17 protein-coding genes are annotated in these 17176 nt (G+C 36.9%); all 17 read right to left on the bottom strand.

Going from position 1 to position 17176, the window contains the following annotated elements; translation table 11 throughout:
- Nucleotides 1-159: 159 nt before the first annotated feature.
- Entirely contained in the window at nt 160-504 is a 345-nt protein-coding gene (rplS, locus tag HUW50_RS19690) for a 50S ribosomal protein L19 (protein ID WP_066337810.1), read from the bottom strand.
- 153 nt (nt 505-657) lie between these two features.
- Complete coding sequence (trmD, locus tag HUW50_RS19685) at nt 658-1392, bottom strand: tRNA (guanosine(37)-N1)-methyltransferase TrmD (protein WP_066337812.1); 735 nt, start codon at nt 1390-1392, stop codon at nt 658-660.
- Complete coding sequence (gene rimM, locus HUW50_RS19680) at nt 1392-1913, bottom strand: ribosome maturation factor RimM (RefSeq protein ID WP_066337817.1); 522 nt, start codon at nt 1911-1913, stop codon at nt 1392-1394. The genes trmD and rimM overlap by 1 nt, the downstream gene beginning before the upstream one ends.
- 5 nt (nt 1914-1918) lie before the next feature.
- Entirely contained in the window at nt 1919-2299 is a 381-nt protein-coding gene (locus tag HUW50_RS19675; protein ID WP_066337820.1) for a YlqD family protein, read from the bottom strand.
- Nucleotides 2300-2444: 145 nt separating this feature from the next.
- Entirely contained in the window at nt 2445-2675 is a 231-nt protein-coding gene (locus HUW50_RS19670) for a KH domain-containing protein (RefSeq protein ID WP_185653129.1), read from the bottom strand.
- Nucleotides 2676-2689: 14 nt separating this feature from the next.
- Nucleotides 2690-2962 carry a 30S ribosomal protein S16 gene (gene rpsP, locus HUW50_RS19665; RefSeq protein WP_066337822.1) on the bottom strand — a complete coding sequence of 91 codons (273 nt, stop codon included), beginning with the start codon at nt 2960-2962 and terminating at the stop codon, nt 2690-2692.
- Between the two features lie 253 nt (nt 2963-3215).
- Nucleotides 3216-4556 (bottom strand): signal recognition particle protein, encoded by a 1341-nt coding sequence (gene ffh, locus HUW50_RS19660; RefSeq protein ID WP_066337823.1) that lies wholly within the window; start codon nt 4554-4556, stop codon nt 3216-3218.
- An 11-nt stretch (nt 4557-4567) separates the two neighbouring features.
- Entirely contained in the window at nt 4568-4900 is a 333-nt protein-coding gene (locus HUW50_RS19655) for a putative DNA-binding protein (protein WP_157094488.1), read from the bottom strand.
- 200 nt (nt 4901-5100) lie between these two features.
- Nucleotides 5101-6096, bottom strand: coding sequence for a signal recognition particle-docking protein FtsY (gene ftsY, locus HUW50_RS19650; protein ID WP_066337829.1), 996 nt, complete (start codon nt 6094-6096; stop codon nt 5101-5103).
- Nucleotides 6097-6110: 14 nt separating this feature from the next.
- Nucleotides 6111-9677, bottom strand: a complete 3567-nt coding sequence (smc, locus tag HUW50_RS19645) for a chromosome segregation protein SMC (RefSeq protein ID WP_185653128.1) — start codon at nt 9675-9677, stop codon at nt 6111-6113.
- 299 nt (nt 9678-9976) lie between these two features.
- A complete protein-coding gene (rnc, locus tag HUW50_RS19640; protein ID WP_066337832.1) occupies nt 9977-10720 on the bottom strand; it encodes a ribonuclease III in 744 nt (247 codons plus the stop codon).
- 294 nt (nt 10721-11014) lie between these two features.
- On the bottom strand, nt 11015-11248 hold the full coding sequence (gene acpP / locus HUW50_RS19635; RefSeq protein WP_066337843.1) for an acyl carrier protein: 234 nt from the start codon (nt 11246-11248) through the stop codon (nt 11015-11017).
- 207 nt (nt 11249-11455) lie between these two features.
- A complete protein-coding gene (fabG, locus tag HUW50_RS19630; RefSeq protein WP_066337845.1) occupies nt 11456-12196 on the bottom strand; it encodes a 3-oxoacyl-[acyl-carrier-protein] reductase in 741 nt (246 codons plus the stop codon).
- A complete protein-coding gene (fabD, locus tag HUW50_RS19625) occupies nt 12196-13140 on the bottom strand; it encodes an ACP S-malonyltransferase (RefSeq protein ID WP_066337847.1) in 945 nt (314 codons plus the stop codon). The genes fabG and fabD overlap by 1 nt, the downstream gene beginning before the upstream one ends.
- A gap of 54 nt (nt 13141-13194) precedes the next feature.
- A complete protein-coding gene (gene plsX / locus HUW50_RS19620; protein WP_066337853.1) occupies nt 13195-14169 on the bottom strand; it encodes a phosphate acyltransferase PlsX in 975 nt (324 codons plus the stop codon).
- 11 nt (nt 14170-14180) lie between these two features.
- Nucleotides 14181-14753 (bottom strand): transcription factor FapR, encoded by a 573-nt coding sequence (fapR, locus tag HUW50_RS19615; RefSeq protein WP_066337854.1) that lies wholly within the window; start codon nt 14751-14753, stop codon nt 14181-14183.
- A gap of 345 nt (nt 14754-15098) precedes the next feature.
- Nucleotides 15099-17147 carry an ATP-dependent DNA helicase RecG gene (gene recG / locus HUW50_RS19610; RefSeq protein ID WP_066337855.1) on the bottom strand — a complete coding sequence of 683 codons (2049 nt, stop codon included), beginning with the start codon at nt 17145-17147 and terminating at the stop codon, nt 15099-15101.
- Between the last annotated feature and the right edge of the window lie 29 nt (nt 17148-17176).

Genomic DNA, 17176 nt, shown 5'->3' with positions numbered 1-17176 from the left:
ATTCACTTGAAATTTCTTGGAGTCGTTTTAAGGCAATAATTTTTTACAAAAGAACTTAGATGAAAAAGGAGCTTGTTATAAAAACAAGCTCCTTTTCACCTATACGGACAGTACTAAGTGCTGACCCATATATTAGAGACTTAGCATTGCTAAGCTATCTTATCGAATTTCTTTGATACGCGCAGCTTTACCACGTAATTGACGTAGGTAATAAAGTTTCGCACGGCGAACTTTACCGCGACGGATAACTTCTAACTTCGCGATCTTTGGTGTGTGTACAGGGAAAGTACGCTCAACACCTACACCGTAAGAAATCTTACGTACTGTAAATGTTTCACTAATTCCACCACCACGACGCTTAATCACAACACCTTCATACACCTGAACACGTTCACGAGTACCCTCGATAACTTTTACGTGTACACGTACTGTGTCACCAGGACGGAATGCAGGTAGATCAGTTTTTAATTGTTCTTTTGTGATATCTTCAATTAGTTTTTGCATCGTTTTCAACTCCTTCCAACAGATGCTCATTCCAACATTTCGTATTGCAGCGGAACATCGTTTTAAGACTCTACAGAAAAAAGATTACATAGTAAGCTCTAGTCAGCAAGTCACGAGATTTATCATACCATATAGACGTTATGCCTGCAATAGCTACTTTTCATTTTCCCATTGTTTAATCAAAGATTTTTGCTTCTCTGTAAGAGGATAAGTTTCTAATAGATCTGGTCTTCTGGTGAATGTCCTTCGGAGAGACTCCTGCTCACGCCATTCCTCAATACGCTTATGATTACCTGACAGCAGGACCTCAGGAACCTTCATTCCTCTAAAATCTGCAGGTCTCGTATAATGTGGATGTTCAAGTAGACCTGAACTATATGAATCTAAAACTGGTGAATCCTCATTTCCTAATACTCCTGGAAGGAGTCGAACAACACTATCAGCAATTACCATGGATGCAAGCTCACCACCTGTTAAGACGAAGTCTCCAATTGAAATTTCATCTGTTACAAGATGCTCTCTAATCCGTTCATCATACCCTTCATAATGACCACATATAAAAAGGAGATGTTCTTCGGTTGCTAATTGTTCAGCCTTAGCTTGCGTAAAACGCTCTCCTTGAGGGCATACAAGGATCACTTTAGGTTTTGCATCTGTTTGCCTTTCAATATCCTCTACAGCATCAAATATGGGCTGTGGCTGCAAAACCATCCCTGCTCCACCACCATAAGGATAATCATCAACATTATTATGTTTATTTGAAGAATAATCACGAAAATTAATAATCCGAAACTGAACAGCTTCTTTTTCCTGTGCTTTTTTTAAAATCGATTCATTCAATACACCGTCAAACATCTCTGGAAAAAGTGTCATAAAATCAATTTTCATCAGTCTAGTAACCCTTCCATTGGAGTAATGATTACTTTCTTTTCTTCAATATTAATTTCCTTAACAATATCTTTGATGTAAGGAACGAGGAGGTCTTTATCACCATTTCTTTTCACTATCCATACGTCATTAGCACCTGTTGCTAAAATCTCATGGATTTTCCCGATTTCCTCTCCTTGATCCGTATACATGTGGCAACCAATGATTTCATGAAAATAGAATTCGCCTTCATCTAGTTCTGACAACTGATTTTCGTCTACTTTTAGTAAAGAACCTTTAAATTGCTCTACATCTTGAATGGAATTCATTCCTTTAAATGTCAGTAAGTCAAAGTTTTTATGTACCCGGTGGTTATCTACAACAACCTCTATCGGATCATTGGAGCCATCTTTAAATATGTATAATTTATTGCCAGGCTCATATCTTTCCTCAGCGAAATCTGTTTTTGATATAACACGAACCTCACCTTTAACTCCATGCGTGTTTACGATTTTTCCAACATTAAACCATTTTTCAGCCATTTTCATCACCTCAGGCGTATTTGATCTACAATTCCATCTTTTATGACAATTGTTCTTTCTTTCATTAGTTCATTCCAATTGTCACCAACATTTACTTCAATAATTGCTTCCACTTCTTTTTCCTTAAGCTCACTACCAAGGGGTAAAGTATGTACTTGTTGAAGTTGAAATTCAACTAGTTTTATTTTTTCACGTCTTTTATCGATCTCTTTTAAAAATTGTGTTGCAAGCTGATTGCTAGTTTTTTCAACCTTTTTATATTGAAAATATAGTTGATCACACTCTTGCTCTAGTAGTTTTTTCTTATTTGTAAACTGCTCAATTAATGCTTGCTTACTTGTTTCAGTCAAGATTTGTTTTACAGTAACACGGTGGAGTATATCCATTATTATTCCTCCCCTACCTGAGCTTAATACTATTAGAAGTGCGCAAGCTCCTGTTTTGCATGTATGTACTTCGGTGCTTGACACTGAAACTAAAAAATATATTCTAATGTACAAAAAAAGGGGAGGATCGATCCTCACCCTTTTTTCAGTCATTAATTTCAAGTTGAATTCTTTTAGATGAATTTGATCCTGCTGCATAAACAACAGTTCGAATCGCTTTTGCTATACGGCCTTGTTTTCCAATTACTTTACCAACGTCTTCTTTATGAACAGAAAGGCGATACGTAATTTGGTTCTCAGTTACCAGTTCTGTTATTTCAACATGCTCTGGTGAGTCAACAAGCGGCTTAACAATAGCTTCGATTAACTCTTTCATCTCATTTGCATTCATTACTTGCTTAATTTTGCGTTATGGAATTTTTCCATAATGCCTTGTTTTGAGAACAAGTTACGTACTGTATCAGATGGTTTAGCACCATCTTGCATCCATTTCATTGCTAATTCTTCGTTGATTTTAACTTCTGCTGGTTGCACAACTGGATTGTATGTTCCAACTACTTCGATGTAACGTCCATCACGTGGTGAACGAGAATCTGCTACTACAATACGATAAAAAGGTGATCTTTTTGATCCCATACGTTTTAAACGAATTTTTACTGCCATTTTATAAAGCACCTCCGAAAATATTTCAACAAGATAGTATATTATCAAATAACTTTTATGATGTAAAGGTTTTTTTCTTGTCAGAAGAAATTTCCTTTAAAAAAAGTAGATTTTTGTACTTAGTTTTAGTCTCTAGCTCCAGAACCTTTCCCCTCGAGGTCATAAGCGCACATGAATTGAAGGCAAAGAACGCCTTATATTCATGTGCGTCTTATGCTTGTCGGGCCTGACCAAGGCGCCTGCACTTTTAAATTTACATAAATGGGAATTTCATCCCTTTTTTCTTACCTTTTGACATACTAGTCATTTGCTTCATCATTTTTTTCATATCTTCAAATTGCTTTAATAGACGGTTGATCTCTTGAACAGATGTTCCGCTACCTTTTGCAATTCGTTTTTTACGTGAAGCATTCATGATTTCAGGATTGATCTTTTCAGCCTTTGTCATGGATTTAATTATGGCTTCTACATGACTTATCTGTTTTTCATCAACCTGAAGATTTTTGAGTCCTTTAACCTTGTTTGCTCCTGGAAGCATACCAATTAGATCTTCAAGAGGACCCATGTTGCGAACTTGACCCAACTGCTCGAGAAAATCATCAAACGTAAATGACATCGTACGCATTTTTTGCTCAAGCTCTTTTGCCTTTTCGGCATCAACATTTGTCTGAGCCTTTTCAATAAGGGTTAGTACATCCCCCATACCAAGTATCCTTGATGCCATACGTTCTGGATGAAATGCTTCTAATGCATCCAATTTCTCACCAAGACCAACAAACTTAATTGGTGTATCTGTAACAGAGCGAATCGATAATGCAGCCCCACCACGTGTGTCACCATCAAGCTTTGTTAATACAACACCTGTTAATCCAAGTTGTTCATTAAAGCTTTTTGCGACGTTTACTGCATCTTGACCTGTCATTGCATCAACAACAAGGAAGATTTCATCCGGCTTAGCGATGGATTTTACCTGTTCTAGCTCTTCCATGAGATTTTCATCAATGTGTAAGCGACCTGCTGTATCGATGATAACATAATCATGATGTTCATTCTTAGCATGTTCAAGTGCTTTCGTTGCAATTTCAACAGGACTAACTTGATCGCCCATAGAAAAAACAGGCATGTCCAATTGCTTGCCTAATGTTTGCAATTGTTTAATTGCGGCAGGACGGTAAATATCTGCTGCAACAAGCAATGGCTTACGGTTGAACTTTTTACGTAAAAGGTTTGCAAGCTTTCCAGTTGTCGTTGTTTTACCAGCACCTTGTAAACCAACCATCATAATGACTGTTGGAGGGCGATTGGAAACAGCAATTTTACTTTGCTCTCCACCCATTAATTCAGTTAGTTCCTCTTTTACAACTTTAATAACCTGTTGGCCCGGTGTTAAGCTTTTCATTACCTCTTGACCAACAGCACGTTCACTTACGCGCTTAATAAAGTCTTTAACAACTTTGAAGTTTACATCGGCTTCTAAAAGAGCGAGGCGAACCTCTCTCATCATTTCTTTTACATCAGCTTCAGAAACCTTCCCTTTTCCGCGAATTTTTGCCATCGTATTTTGCAGTCGGTCGGCCAATCCTTCAAATGCCATAATGCCGCCTCCTAATCTAATTTCTCAAGTTCATTAAGCAATGAACCAATTTCCGCATTTCTGTCTGTCTTAGCAGAGAATTCACGAAGTTTTGTCATTAGCTCTTGACGCTTTTGAAATTTTTGAAATAATAATAGCTTTTCTTCGTATTGCTCCAGCATTGCTTCAGTACGTTTAATGTTATCGTAAACAGCTTGTCTACTAACATTATATTCTTCCGCAATTTCACCAAGGGAGAAATCATCTAAATAATATAACGACATATAGCTTTTTTGTTTAGGAGTTAATAATGATTGATAAAAATCAAACAGATAATTAAGTCTTGTCGTTTTTTCAAGCATTATGCCGTTTCACCCCTTTGTTAAGTGAATTACCTTTACATGTTAATAGTCTACATTTGCAGCCGATCCTTGTCAAGTATTACAGGATGAAACTACGGATTTTAAAGAATAATTCTATCTGTAAGTACTGTGGCAATATAAAAACGAGCTAACTTTCACATTTTCTCAAAGTAAAAGTTAGCTCGTTCTATTTTAAAAAACTTTTAATGTTCTTCTTGCTCTTCAATAATTCCAGAGAAAAGACCATATACATATTGTTCTGTATTAAATTCTTGAAGATCATCCATCTTCTCTCCAAGACCTACAAATTTCACAGGTATATCCAGCTCACCTTTAATAGCTAATACAATACCACCCTTTGCAGTACCGTCTAACTTTGTTAACACGATACCAGATACATTTGTTGCTTGTGAAAACTGCTTTGCTTGTGTCATTGCATTTTGCCCTGTTGTTGCATCCAAAACGAGCAGTACCTCATGTGGAGCTCCAGGGATCTCCTTTTCAATGACACGCTTTACTTTTTCTAGTTCCTTCATAAGATTCACTTTATTTTGCAGCCTTCCTGCTGTATCACATAAAAGGACATCTACTTTTCTTGCCTTTGCAGCCTGAACAGCATCGTACATTACGGCTGCAGGATCAGAACCTTCAGATTGCTTAATTACATCTACACCAACTCGTTCTCCCCATACCTCTAACTGCTCAATTGCACCCGCTCTAAACGTATCTCCTGCTGCTAAAAGAACAGAATTCCCTTCACTTTTAAGCTTGTGAGCTAATTTTCCAATTGTTGTCGTTTTACCAACACCATTAACACCAACAAATAGCACGACATTTAAGCGATCTTTTTGAAGATTTAGTTCATTATCATCCCCATCTTGATCACCTTGATAAATTTCTACAAGCTTTTCGGAGATTACCGCTTGTACCTCTTTCGTATCCTGAATATTTTGACGTTTAACTTCCATTTTCAATTCGTCAATGAGATCCATAACTGTCGTTACACCGACATCTGCGCTGATTAAAAGCTCTTCAAGCTCCTCAAAGAACTCCTCATCAACTTTACGGTATTTTGCAACAAGATCATTCATTTTACCAGCAAATGAATCTCTTGTTTTCGTTAAGCCTTCTTTAAACTTTTCTGTTACAGAATCTGTTTGTTTTGTGATTTTATCCTTTAATTTTTTAAAAAAGCTCATGCTTGTTCATCCTTTCAGCTAGATTGTACGAGTTCTTTTGATTCTTCAAGTCTTACAGATACAAGTTTAGAAACACCTGATTCCTGCATCGTTACCCCGTACAGGACATCAGCTTCTTCCATTGTTCCTTTACGGTGGGTAATCACGATAAATTGTGTTTCATGACTGAACTTTTTCAGGTATTGTGCAAAACGATGAACATTTGCTTCATCAAGTGCTGCCTCCACTTCATCAAGTACACAAAAAGGTACTGGTCGTACTTTCAAAATTGAGAACAATAATGCTATTGCTGTTAGAGCACGTTCCCCACCAGAAAGCAAACCAAGATTTTGCAGCTTTTTACCTGGAGGTTGTGCAACAATATCAACACCTGTATTCAATATATCATTCGGATCCGTTAACTTTAATTCAGCACGTCCACCACCAAATAACGCCTGAAAAACAGATTCAAAATGAGCACGAATCGCATTAAAGGTTTGCTCAAATCTTCTCTTCATTTCCTCGTCCATTTCACCTATAACTTCGTAAAGAGTGTCTTTTGCTTCTGTCAAATCATTTCGTTGCTCAGATAGGAACGTGAAACGTTCAAATACTCGTTCATACTCATCAATCGCTCCTAAGTTTACCGTTCCTAACTCATCAATTGCAAGCTTGATCAACTTCACACGTTTTCTTGCTTCATTTATATCCATATCAAGGGTATATTTTTCTTTTGCACCTTCAAAGGTTAACAAATATTCTTCTCGAAGATGGTTAAGACGATTATCTAATTCAACATCTAAGCGATTTAATTTTACCTCTTCATCCTTTAGACTATCTTGAAGCTGTTTATCCTGACGCTTTAACTCCTTCAGTTTACGATCTTCATACTCAAGCTTTTCATGTAATTGGAGGCGCTCCTCACGTCTACTTGCGATTAATTCAATCGTTTTATTTTTATCCTGGAGCTTATTTCTCGCAGCTTCCTCTAGCTTTTCCTCACCAGATGAACTTGAATTCATTTCATTTGAAAGCAAGGAATAATCTTCAGTTGCTTCACCATACTTTTCCTGTGATTGTTCCAAGTCTTGGTTTATTCGTTCTACCTTTTCTTTCTGATTTTCATAAACCTGACGTTTGCTTGCTAGAATGACTTTAAATTCGGTCAACTCATCATGTAATTCGTCTTTTGAGGTTTGCTGGGATACCTTTTTCTCGGACATTTTCTCGATCTCTTTATCTAGCTTTTCAAGTTTCAAAGAAATTGACTGCAGTTTATTACTAAGCTCACTTTTCCGTGCTGAAAACTTATCTTTTTCAGATTCAAATGATTCTCTTTCAGCATCATATAATTTTAAATGATCGTTAACATTCTTTTCATTTAATTCAATTTCCCTTATTTCACTTCTGATCATTTGCTCTTCTAAACGTAGCTTTTCACCATTAGAGCGTAACTCTTCGAGAATATCTTCTTGTTTTTTAATAGTTTCCTTTGTTGCCTTTACATCTTGTTCAAGCGAAGATGTCTTCTCTTCCATATCGGCTAATTTTGCATTAATTGTTTCCAATTCACGTCCACGACTTAATAAGGAGTTATTCTTTTGTTTTACAGCGCCACCTGTCATTGATCCACCAGGATTCACTACATCACCTTGAAGTGTAACAAGTCGGTAACGATAATTCATTAGTTTCGCGATCTCGTTTGCACCCTTTAGGTCTGAGGTGACAATAACCGTTCCGAGAAGATTGCCAATAATAGATTTGAATTGTGGTTGATACTTCACTAAATCTGTCGCAACACCAACAAATGCTTGATGAGACTGAATTGCTTTAAGATCATGTGAGCCAATTGAACGTTCCTTAATGACTGTTAGAGGTAAAAATGTAGCTCGACCAAAAGAGTTTTGTTTTAAAAATTGAATCGCCTTCCTCGCTGAGGATTCATCTTCAACAACCACATGTTGCATCGAACTACTTAAGGCAATTTCAATTGCTGATTCGTAGGTTTTGTCAGTTGAAATTAATTCAGCAACCGCTCCATGAATTCCTTCTAACTTATCCTTTGCTTTTAAAATCTCTTTTACACCTTGGAAGAATCCAGCATAGTCCTCCTGCATTGATTCTAAGACTTCTTTTCTTGAGCGAGTTTGCTGGAGTATCTGATAAGCTTGATATAAAGTCGATTCTTTCTTTTGATACGCATTTTTTACGTTTTCAAGTTTAGTTTGCGCATCCCGAAAACTCTTTATTTGATGAGATAACTGGCTTTCAATTAGCGCATATTTCGCTTCGATTTTGGTTTTTCTCTCAATAATATCTTCGCGTTCTGTTATATATCGTTTATTCGAGTCTAGCAGTCTAGTATTTTTCCGCTCTTGTTGACTTAGCTGCTCGTCTAAATAATGTATTTCATTACGTGCAGTAGCCTGCTCATTTAAAAGTTCAAAGTATTCACTTTTTAAGCCTTCAATTAATTCTTCAATATTTTGATCATAAGATGTCATCAGCTGTTGTTTTGCTACTAATTGATCTTGAATGGTATTTAGCTCTTTTTTAGAGGTTTGTAAGAACGCTTCCTGCTCTTGTTTTTCCTTCTTCAACCTTACAAGTCGCTCAGTTAATTCTTCAATTGATTTTTCTAATTGAGCCTTATTTTGATGGGCATTTTTCTTTCGCTCTTTTAAAACTTCTTTTCTTCCTTCTAACTTTTCTAACTCTTCACTTGCCAAGAGTAAAACCTGTTGTAGGTCATTAACTGAATCATCTAATGCGGTTAAATGATCGCGCATACGCTCAACTTCTGCTTCTCTTTTTTGCATGTTTGCTGAAAGCTTGAGTTCACGATCTTTCCCATCATCAACTGATTTAGCAAGCGCTTCGTATTTTTGATGAAGTTCTTCAATTTCATAAACCGTAAGTGCTACTTCAATTTGTTCGAGTTCTTCTTTCTTTTGCAAGAAATCCTTTGCAATAGATGCTTGTATTTTTAATGGTTCAACCTGACCCTCTAACTCATGTAAAATGTCATGAACACGATTTAGGTTTTCCTGTGTTTCGGCTAATTTATATTCAGCCTTCTTTTTACGTGATTTATATTTTAAAACACCTGCAGCTTCTTCAAAAATGCTTCTGCGCTCTTCAGATTTACTGCTTAGTATTTCTTCAACTTTACCCTGGCTAATAATTGAAAAAGCTTCCTTCCCAAGACCAGAGTCCATAAATAAATCTATTATATCCTTTAGGCGACAGCTTTGCTTATTAATAAAAAACTCACTTTCTCCTGAACGATACACTCTGCGTGTAACACTCACCTCGTGATAATCAATTGGAAGAAAATGATCTTCATTATCTAGCGTTAATGTCACTTCAGCAATATTCAAACTCTTCCTAGAATCACTTCCAGCAAAAATGATATCCTCCATTTTTGCACCCCGAAGAGACTTAGCTGATTGCTCTCCCAACACCCATCTAATACCATCAGTAATATTACTCTTGCCACTTCCATTTGGTCCAACTACTGCTGTAACACCTTTTACAAAGTCAACTGTTACTCTTTCAGCAAAGGACTTGAATCCAACAATATCCAATCGTTTGAGGAACATTGTGATTTCCTCCTTACTATTTTTTCTATTTAGTATGTGATTTTAACCTGCTAGAAAAATCACTCTATCGATGTTATGATCCATAAACATTTTAATTATTAGTCATGCCTAAAACATGACAAATCCTTTCATATTTTATCACAATATGTCGGATAAAGGTCGATAACTTTTAATGACATGAAAAAAGGACGACTCACGTATGTCATGTTTATCACCATAAATCAATTTAACTTAAATGAAATGATTTAATAAAAATGTGAAGTACATGACATTATCGAATGAGTCTGTCCTATTAAAAGTTAATTATTAATTTGTTGGAGCCTTGATAGTGCTTCCTGTGCAGCATGCTGTTCCGCTTCTTTCTTAGATCTGCCACTCCCAGTTCCAAAAACTTCACCATTTAATGATACAGTTGATACAAATTCCCGATTATGTGCTGGTCCTTTTTCTTGAAGAATTTTATATTCTAAAATACCTTTTGTGTCCCTTTGAACAAACTCTTGCAGTTGACTTTTAAAATCCATCACATGCGAAAAAGCACCTTCGTCAATCTTTGGAATAACAAACTGATCTAAAAATTGTACAACAGCCTCCAAGCCCTGATCTAAATATAAAGCTCCAATAAATGCCTCAAATACATCTGCAAGTAACGCAGGACGAGCACGCCCCCCGGTCATTTCTTCACCCTTTCCTAGTAGCACTAAACTACCAAAAGAAAGGTTATTAGCGAATGCTACTAAGGAAGGCTCACAAACAATTGCCGCACGTAGTTTCGTTAACTCCCCTTCACTCATCATCGGATACTTTTTATAAAGGTACTGTGAGATCGTTAGCTCTAAAACAGCATCTCCTAAAAATTCAAGCCTCTCATTATCTTCATAAGGCTTCTTGCGATGTTCATTCACATATGATGAATGTGTAAAAGCTTGATATAAAAGCTTTTCATTCTTGAATGAATGGCCTATACGCTCTTGAAATTTTTTGAATTCCTCTACCTTTTTTGCAAAGGTTCTTTTCTCTTTGTAGTTAATATGTCTTGGCATAGGGTCCTCCATTTAAAACGGAAGCGCGCATTTTTTGGCTTAAGAAAATAAGTCACTCCATAATAAAAGGAATTAATACCTTCAATTAGGGAGGGGCTTATGACCTAAAAAGCCGTTACATTCACGAAGTCATCGCGGTAACTCCACTTACACACACATCTTGTGTTTTTGGAAAAAAGGCGCAGGAGCAAATAAAGTGTACTCCGTCCGAAATTTATCTATTTCTCTAATCATAAAATTTACCCTTATAAAAGGGGTAAAGCCCCGTAAAAATACGGGACTTTTAAGCAAACATTACTGTAAGCTATTTATGTAGTTAACAGCGTCACCCACTGTACCGATCTTTTCTGCATCTTCGTCAGAAATCTCCATATCGAACTCATCTTCAAGTTCCATTACAAGCTCAACTACATCAAGGGAATCTGCTCCAAGATCATCTTTGAATGAAGACTCTAATTTTACTTCAGCCTCATCAACACCTAAACGGTCAACGATAATCTTTGTTACACGTTCTAATACTTCTGCCATTTTCCTTCACCTCCCCTCAAGTATTATAAGTGATTTTCAATAGAAAAACTAGGTTTCAAACTAGCATTTTTTAAAGAAATGCGAAAAACGCCTTGTTCAGCTTCGATTAGTATAAGTCGCTCAATAATTGAAGGTGTTCTTTACCTTTAATTATTGAGTCACTAGACCCTAGAGGGGCTAAGCGCTGGTGCTAGACAGAACCAGTAGTTACATTACCATTCCGCCATTAACATGCATGGTTTGACCAGTAATATATTTGCTTTTTTCCGAAGCAAGGAAGGTAACAATATTTGCGATATCACTAGGTTCTCCTAATTTCGCTAAAGGAATTTGTTTTAGCATTTCCGCTTTCATCTCTTCTGATAGCTCATCTGTCATATCTGTTGTGATAAAGCCAGGTGCAACTGCATTTACAGTAATATTTCTAGATGCAAGCTCTTTTGCAGTTGTTTTCGTTAGACCAATGACACCAGCTTTTGCAGCCACGTAATTTGCTTGTCCTGCATTACCGCTTACTCCAACAACAGAAGTTATATTAATAATGCGACCGCTTCGTTGCTTCATCATCTGACGAGTAACACCTTTTGTACAAAGGAATACACCTTTTAGGTTCGTATTAATAACATCGTCCCATTCAGCATCTTTCATTCTCATTAGTAAATTATCTCGAGTAATTCCTGCATTATTCACTAGGATATCTAATTGACCAAATTGACTAATAACTTCTTTGATCATATTTTGTACATCCTCAGTATTTGATACATCTGCTTTAATAGCAAATGCGTTTCCACCATTTGCTTTAATATCATCTACAACTTCATTTGCTTTTGCTTCACTACCAGCATAATTGACAGCAACACTTGCACCATTTTTAGCTAATTCAAGCGCAATAGCTTTTCCAATTCCACGTGACGCACCTGTAACTAATGCTACTTTGTTCTCTAGCATTATAACTCCCCCTTAAGCTTCTCAACCGTTGTATTAATTGTTTCTAGATCTGATATGGAATAAACAATAGCAGATCGATCTATTTTTTTCACTAATCCTGACAAAACTTTGCCTGGCCCAATTTCAATAAATGTCGTTACGCCGTTTTCAATCATTGTTTTTACAGATTCTTCCCATCTTACAGGAGAGTATAACTGTTTCACAAGTAAATCCTTAATTTCTTCTTGGCTCTCAACTGGGTTCGCCGTTACATTTGCTATGACTGGAATTGTTGCATCTTGAAAGCCTAATTCTGAAAGAACTTCCTGTAATTGATTTGCTGCTGGTTTCATAAGCTCTGAATGAAATGGACCACTAACTACTAATGGAATCGCACGTTTCGCCCCTTTTTCTTTTGCGATTGCAGAAGCTTGTTCGACCCCTTCAGCTGTACCTGAAATCACAATTTGTCCAGGACAGTTTAAATTAGCTAATTGTACAGAATGTCCTGTATTTGTAACTTCAGAAGTAACACTCTCAAGCTCCTCTGCAGACATACCTAAAATTGCAGCCATTGCCCCTTGACCTGCAGGTACAGCTTCATCCATAAACTCACCGCGTTTTTTTACTGCATAAACAGCATCCTCAAAGCTTAAAACGCCTGCTGCTACAAGTGCTGTGTATTCTCCAAGACTGTGTCCGGCAACAAAGTCTGCAGTTATTCCGTGCTGTTTAAAATGCTCCAATATCGCAATGCTTGTTGTTAACAATGCAGGCTGTGCATTATAGGTTAATGTCAATGTATCCTGTGGACCTTCAAAAATAAGCTCTGTTAGCTTTTCATCTAAGCGGTTATCTGCTGCTTCAAAAATACGTTTTGATTCTAGTACGCGTTCAAAGAGATCTTTCCCCATACCAACAGCTTGTGAACCTTGTCCAGGAAATAAAAATGCTAGTTTTGTCATATCTCTGTCCCTCTTTTCTTTCTGATTTTCATCTAATTCTTACTCTACATCACCTTAAAGTGAAGAATGGATTGTATCAGAAACATTGTTCGAAACCATTTCACGTGTTTGACGTATCGCATTGTAAATGGCATTAGCATCAGATGAACCGTGCGCTTTAATAACGGGTGCCTTCAAGCCAAAAAGTGCGGCTCCACCATATTCAGAGTAATCCATTTTCTGCTTTATTCCTCGAAGCTCAGGCTTTAATATCCCTGCAGCTAATTTCGACTTCAAATTACTTGTCAAAGCAGATTTCATCATTGAAAACACAGATAATGCGGTACCTTCAATTGTCTTTAGAGCTATATTTCCGGTAAAGCCATCTGTTACAACAACATCTGCTATAGAATTCATCAAGTCTCTCGATTCAACATTTCCAACGAAATTTAACTGCGTTCTTTTTAAAAGCTCGAAAGCTTGTTTCGTTAATTCATTTCCTTTTTTATCTTCCGTTCCTACATTTAATAGGCCGATACGTGGATTCTTAATTCCACGCACCTTTTCTACATAGATTGAGCCCATGATTGCATATTGAAGCAAGTGTTCTGGTTTTGCGTCCACATTTGCACCGACGTCTAAAAATAAAAAGCCTTTTCCATCCAATGTTGGTAAAGTTGGTGATAGTGCTGGTCGTTCAATTCCTTCAATTCTACCTACAATAAATAGACCTGCAGTCATCAATGCACCAGTATTACCAGCAGATATACAACCATCTGCTCGTCCTTCCTTCACTTCATTAGCCATTAGTACCATAGAAGCATTCTTTTTCCTTCTAACCGCACGTACTGGCTCATCTGTACCTTCAATTACTTCATCTGTATGTATAACTGTAATTCTCGTCTGATCTGTTAAATAAGGTTTAATTTTATCTTCATGACCAATGAGTGTCACCTCTAAGTCTGAAAAAGCAGAAATGGCTTTTATAACACCTTCTACTACAGCCTGTGGGGCATTATCTCCACCCATTGCGTCGATCGCTAACTTCATATTTATGCTACCTACCTTTGTGCTGGATTTGAGCGATACATGTCAAATTCACCTGAAAACACTAATTCATTTCCGACATAGCTGTTTACTTCGACAGTCGTACGTCCTTTTTCAGATTCGCCCATTACAACCTTTGCTTTTGCAATTACCCGTTCATTTTCCATTACTTGTCGAGTAAACCGAATACTTGCAGTTGCAGTAAGCGCCAACTCATCATTAATAACAGCTACTGCTAATGAATTTGCTTGTGCAAATAAATGATGACCACGAGCAATTTGATTCCTACTAAAAACATGCTCTTTTTTTATTTCTAACATAGAAATTGCTGACTCATCTAACTGAAGATCAATTATTTCTCCGATAATTTCTTCTATATGTAACGATTTCACTTCATCGTCTAGTTTCTTTTCTGCAACATGTTTTATACGTTCTCTTAATTCTGGAATTGATAATTCTAAGCGGTCAAGACGAATTGTTTGAATGCTCACTTGGAACTTATCAGCTAATTCCTCATCTGTTATAAAAGGTGTATCACCTATAGTTTCCTGCAATAATTGCTGTCTCTCTTTTTTATTTTTTCTCATATCACTATGACACCGTCCGAACTATTAAGACTAGGTACTAATAGTAGTATATAGATAAAAAAAATAGAATGCAAGCAGAAAAGCGAAAGCGCCTTGGTTAGCCCTGAAAAGCATAAGACACTCATGAAATGAAGGTGCTCTTTCTTTCAATTCATGAGTAGCTTATGACTCGAGGGGCTAGGCACTGGAGCTAGACAGCAGAAAAGCGAAAGCGCCTTGGTTAGCCCTGAAAAGCATAAGACACTCATGAAATGAAGGTGCTCTTTCCTTCAATTCATGAGTAGCATATAGGTCTTCGCTCCAGGCGCTGGAGCTAGAGATCACTATTTCAATACCATTTAACTATTAATCTAACTTCTCCCCATTTAGAATACCAGATTGAATTAAGTACATTCTTAACCCCTCATATCTATCTTCTACCCAAAAAGATTTTGAACGAACTAATTCTACAGCATCTTGTCTTGCAACTTCTAATGCACGATAATCATGGACCATGTCAGCAACCTTGAAAATCGGCATACCACTTTGCTTTTTACCGAAGAAATCTCCTGGACCCCTCAACTCTAAATCTCTTTCAGATAAAACAAAGCCGTCATTCGTATCTGTCATAATCTTCATTCTTTCTTTACCTGCTTCTGATTTCGGATCTGCTAGTAAAATACAATATGACTGTTCACTTCCTCTTCCCACACGACCACGAAGCTGATGAAGCTGTGACAAGCCAAAACGCTCTGCATCATATATAACCATTGTTGTTGCATTCGGGACATTTACACCAACCTCAACAACAGTTGTTGAGACTAATATATTTACCTGGTTTTGACTAAAGCTTCGCATTACAGTATCTTTTTCATCAGATGATAGTCTACCATGCATTAGACCTACCTGATAACGACCTTTATAATAAGAGGTGAGCATACTATGAACATCCAATGCATTTTGTACATCAAGCTTGTCAGATTCCTCGATCAAAGGACAGATCACATAAGCTTGACGCCCCTTAGATATTTCTTTTTCAATAAAAGCCAAAATTCTCTCAAGCATTGTTGGCTTTACCCAATATGTTTCAATTGTTTTTCTACCTGCAGGCAACTCATCTATAATAGAGACATCCATTTCTCCAAACGCAGTAATCGCTAGTGTTCGAGGAATCGGGGTAGCTGTCATAAATAATACATCTGTATTGACTCCCTTTTCACGGAGCATCCGTCTTTGCTCAACTCCAAATCGATGTTGTTCATCTGTAATAACTAAGCCAAGCTTGTGAAAATGAATTTCATCTTGAATCAGAGCATGCGTTCCAATTAAAAGCTGAATCTCATTATTTTTCACCTTTTCTAAAAGCTCGCGACGTTTCTTACCTTTAACAGAGCTTGTTAACAGAGCGACATTCACATCAAATGATTCAAACAAGTTAGATAAAGACTCTGCATGCTGTTCAGCTAATATCTCCGTTGGGACCATTAGAGCGGCTTGATAACCAGATAAAATAGCAGCATATACTCCAATTGCTGCAACTACCGTTTTTCCTGATCCAACATCTCCTTGAAGTAATCTGTTCATTCTAAATGGTGACTTCATATCTGTAATAATTTCATTAATCACACGTGCTTGAGCGTTCGTAAGAGGAAAAGGTAATGCTTTAATAAAGTTTTCAAGACTTTCTTCAGGAAATTCATGGGCTATTCCCTGTGATTGTTCTCTTTGCACCTTGCGTAATGTTTGCATTTTCAACTGAAATAAGAGAAATTCTTCATACACAAAACGCCTTCTTGCCTGCTTTAATTCTTCCTTTCCATCTGGTAGATGAATCGAACGTAAAGCTTCCTTTCTTGTTTGAAGCTTATATTTTTGTAAGAGCTCAGTTGGAATGATTTCCTCTATTTCATCTAAAAATTCGTTTAACGCAAGAGAAATAAATTTCCGCATCCCTTTAATTGTAAGCTTACCTTTTACAGAATACACAGGTTCAATTCCATTGAGCACTTGCTTAGGTCCAAATGTAAGTTCTTGAACGGTAATGGTTTGCCGATGTTTGTCCCACTTCCCTATAACGGTCACTGTTGAATCGATCGTTAGCTTATTTTTAAAATAAGGACGATTGAAACAAACTGCGGAGAGTAAGTATCGACCAACTAATATACGGAATGTAAGGCGTGAACGCTTTTTACCAAAATAAGAAAGTAGTGGTTCACTATGAACCTTCCCCTCCACGGTTACTCTTTCGTCATGTTTAACATCCGCAAGGTCTTTTAAGCTGTTATCATCATATCTATATGGAAAATATTCTATAAGATCATCAATTGTATATATACCTATATCGTTTAAAAGGTCTTCTGTTTCATCACCAACACCTTTAATTGATGAAATAGGTTCTGCTAGTCTTTTCTTCACATTTATTTTGCGATTCCCTATTATGGTCT

This window comes from Metabacillus sp. KUDC1714, from assembly GCF_014217835.1.
Classification (GTDB): Bacteria; Bacillota; Bacilli; order Bacillales; family Bacillaceae; genus Metabacillus; species Metabacillus rhizosphaerae.
This window is presented reverse-complemented; position numbering and strand designations above follow the sequence as displayed.

Bases quoted from the DNA above. Each gene is read 5' to 3' on its own strand.
- trmD (WP_066337812.1), bottom strand. From the start codon at position 1,392: ATGAAAATTGATTTTATGACACTTTTTCCAGAGATGTTTGACGGTGTA.
- fabG (WP_066337845.1), bottom strand. From the start codon at position 12,196: ATGCTAGAGAACAAAGTAGCATTAGTTACAGGTGCGTCACGTGGAATT.
- HUW50_RS19675 (WP_066337820.1), bottom strand. From the start codon at position 2,299: ATGGATATACTCCACCGTGTTACTGTAAAACAAATCTTGACTGAAACA.
- fabD (WP_066337847.1), bottom strand. From the start codon at position 13,140: ATGACAAAACTAGCATTTTTATTTCCTGGACAAGGTTCACAAGCTGTT.
- acpP (WP_066337843.1), bottom strand. From the start codon at position 11,248: ATGGCAGAAGTATTAGAACGTGTAACAAAGATTATCGTTGACCGTTTA.
- fapR (WP_066337854.1), bottom strand. From the start codon at position 14,753: ATGAGAAAAAATAAAAAAGAGAGACAGCAATTATTGCAGGAAACTATA.
- plsX (WP_066337853.1), bottom strand. From the start codon at position 14,169: ATGAAGTTAGCGATCGACGCAATGGGTGGAGATAATGCCCCACAGGCT.
- ffh (WP_066337823.1), bottom strand. From the start codon at position 4,556: ATGGCATTTGAAGGATTGGCCGACCGACTGCAAAATACGATGGCAAAA.
- rimM (WP_066337817.1), bottom strand. From the start codon at position 1,913: ATGGCTGAAAAATGGTTTAATGTTGGAAAAATCGTAAACACGCATGGA.
- HUW50_RS19670 (WP_185653129.1), bottom strand. From the start codon at position 2,675: ATGAAAGAGTTAATCGAAGCTATTGTTAAGCCGCTTGTTGACTCACCA.
- smc (WP_185653128.1), bottom strand. From the start codon at position 9,677: ATGTTCCTCAAACGATTGGATATTGTTGGATTCAAGTCCTTTGCTGAA.
- rpsP (WP_066337822.1), bottom strand. From the start codon at position 2,962: ATGGCAGTAAAAATTCGTTTAAAACGTATGGGATCAAAAAGATCACCT.
- rplS (WP_066337810.1), bottom strand. From the start codon at position 504: ATGCAAAAACTAATTGAAGATATCACAAAAGAACAATTAAAAACTGAT.
- rnc (WP_066337832.1), bottom strand. From the start codon at position 10,720: ATGCCAAGACATATTAACTACAAAGAGAAAAGAACCTTTGCAAAAAAG.
- ftsY (WP_066337829.1), bottom strand. From the start codon at position 6,096: ATGAGCTTTTTTAAAAAATTAAAGGATAAAATCACAAAACAAACAGAT.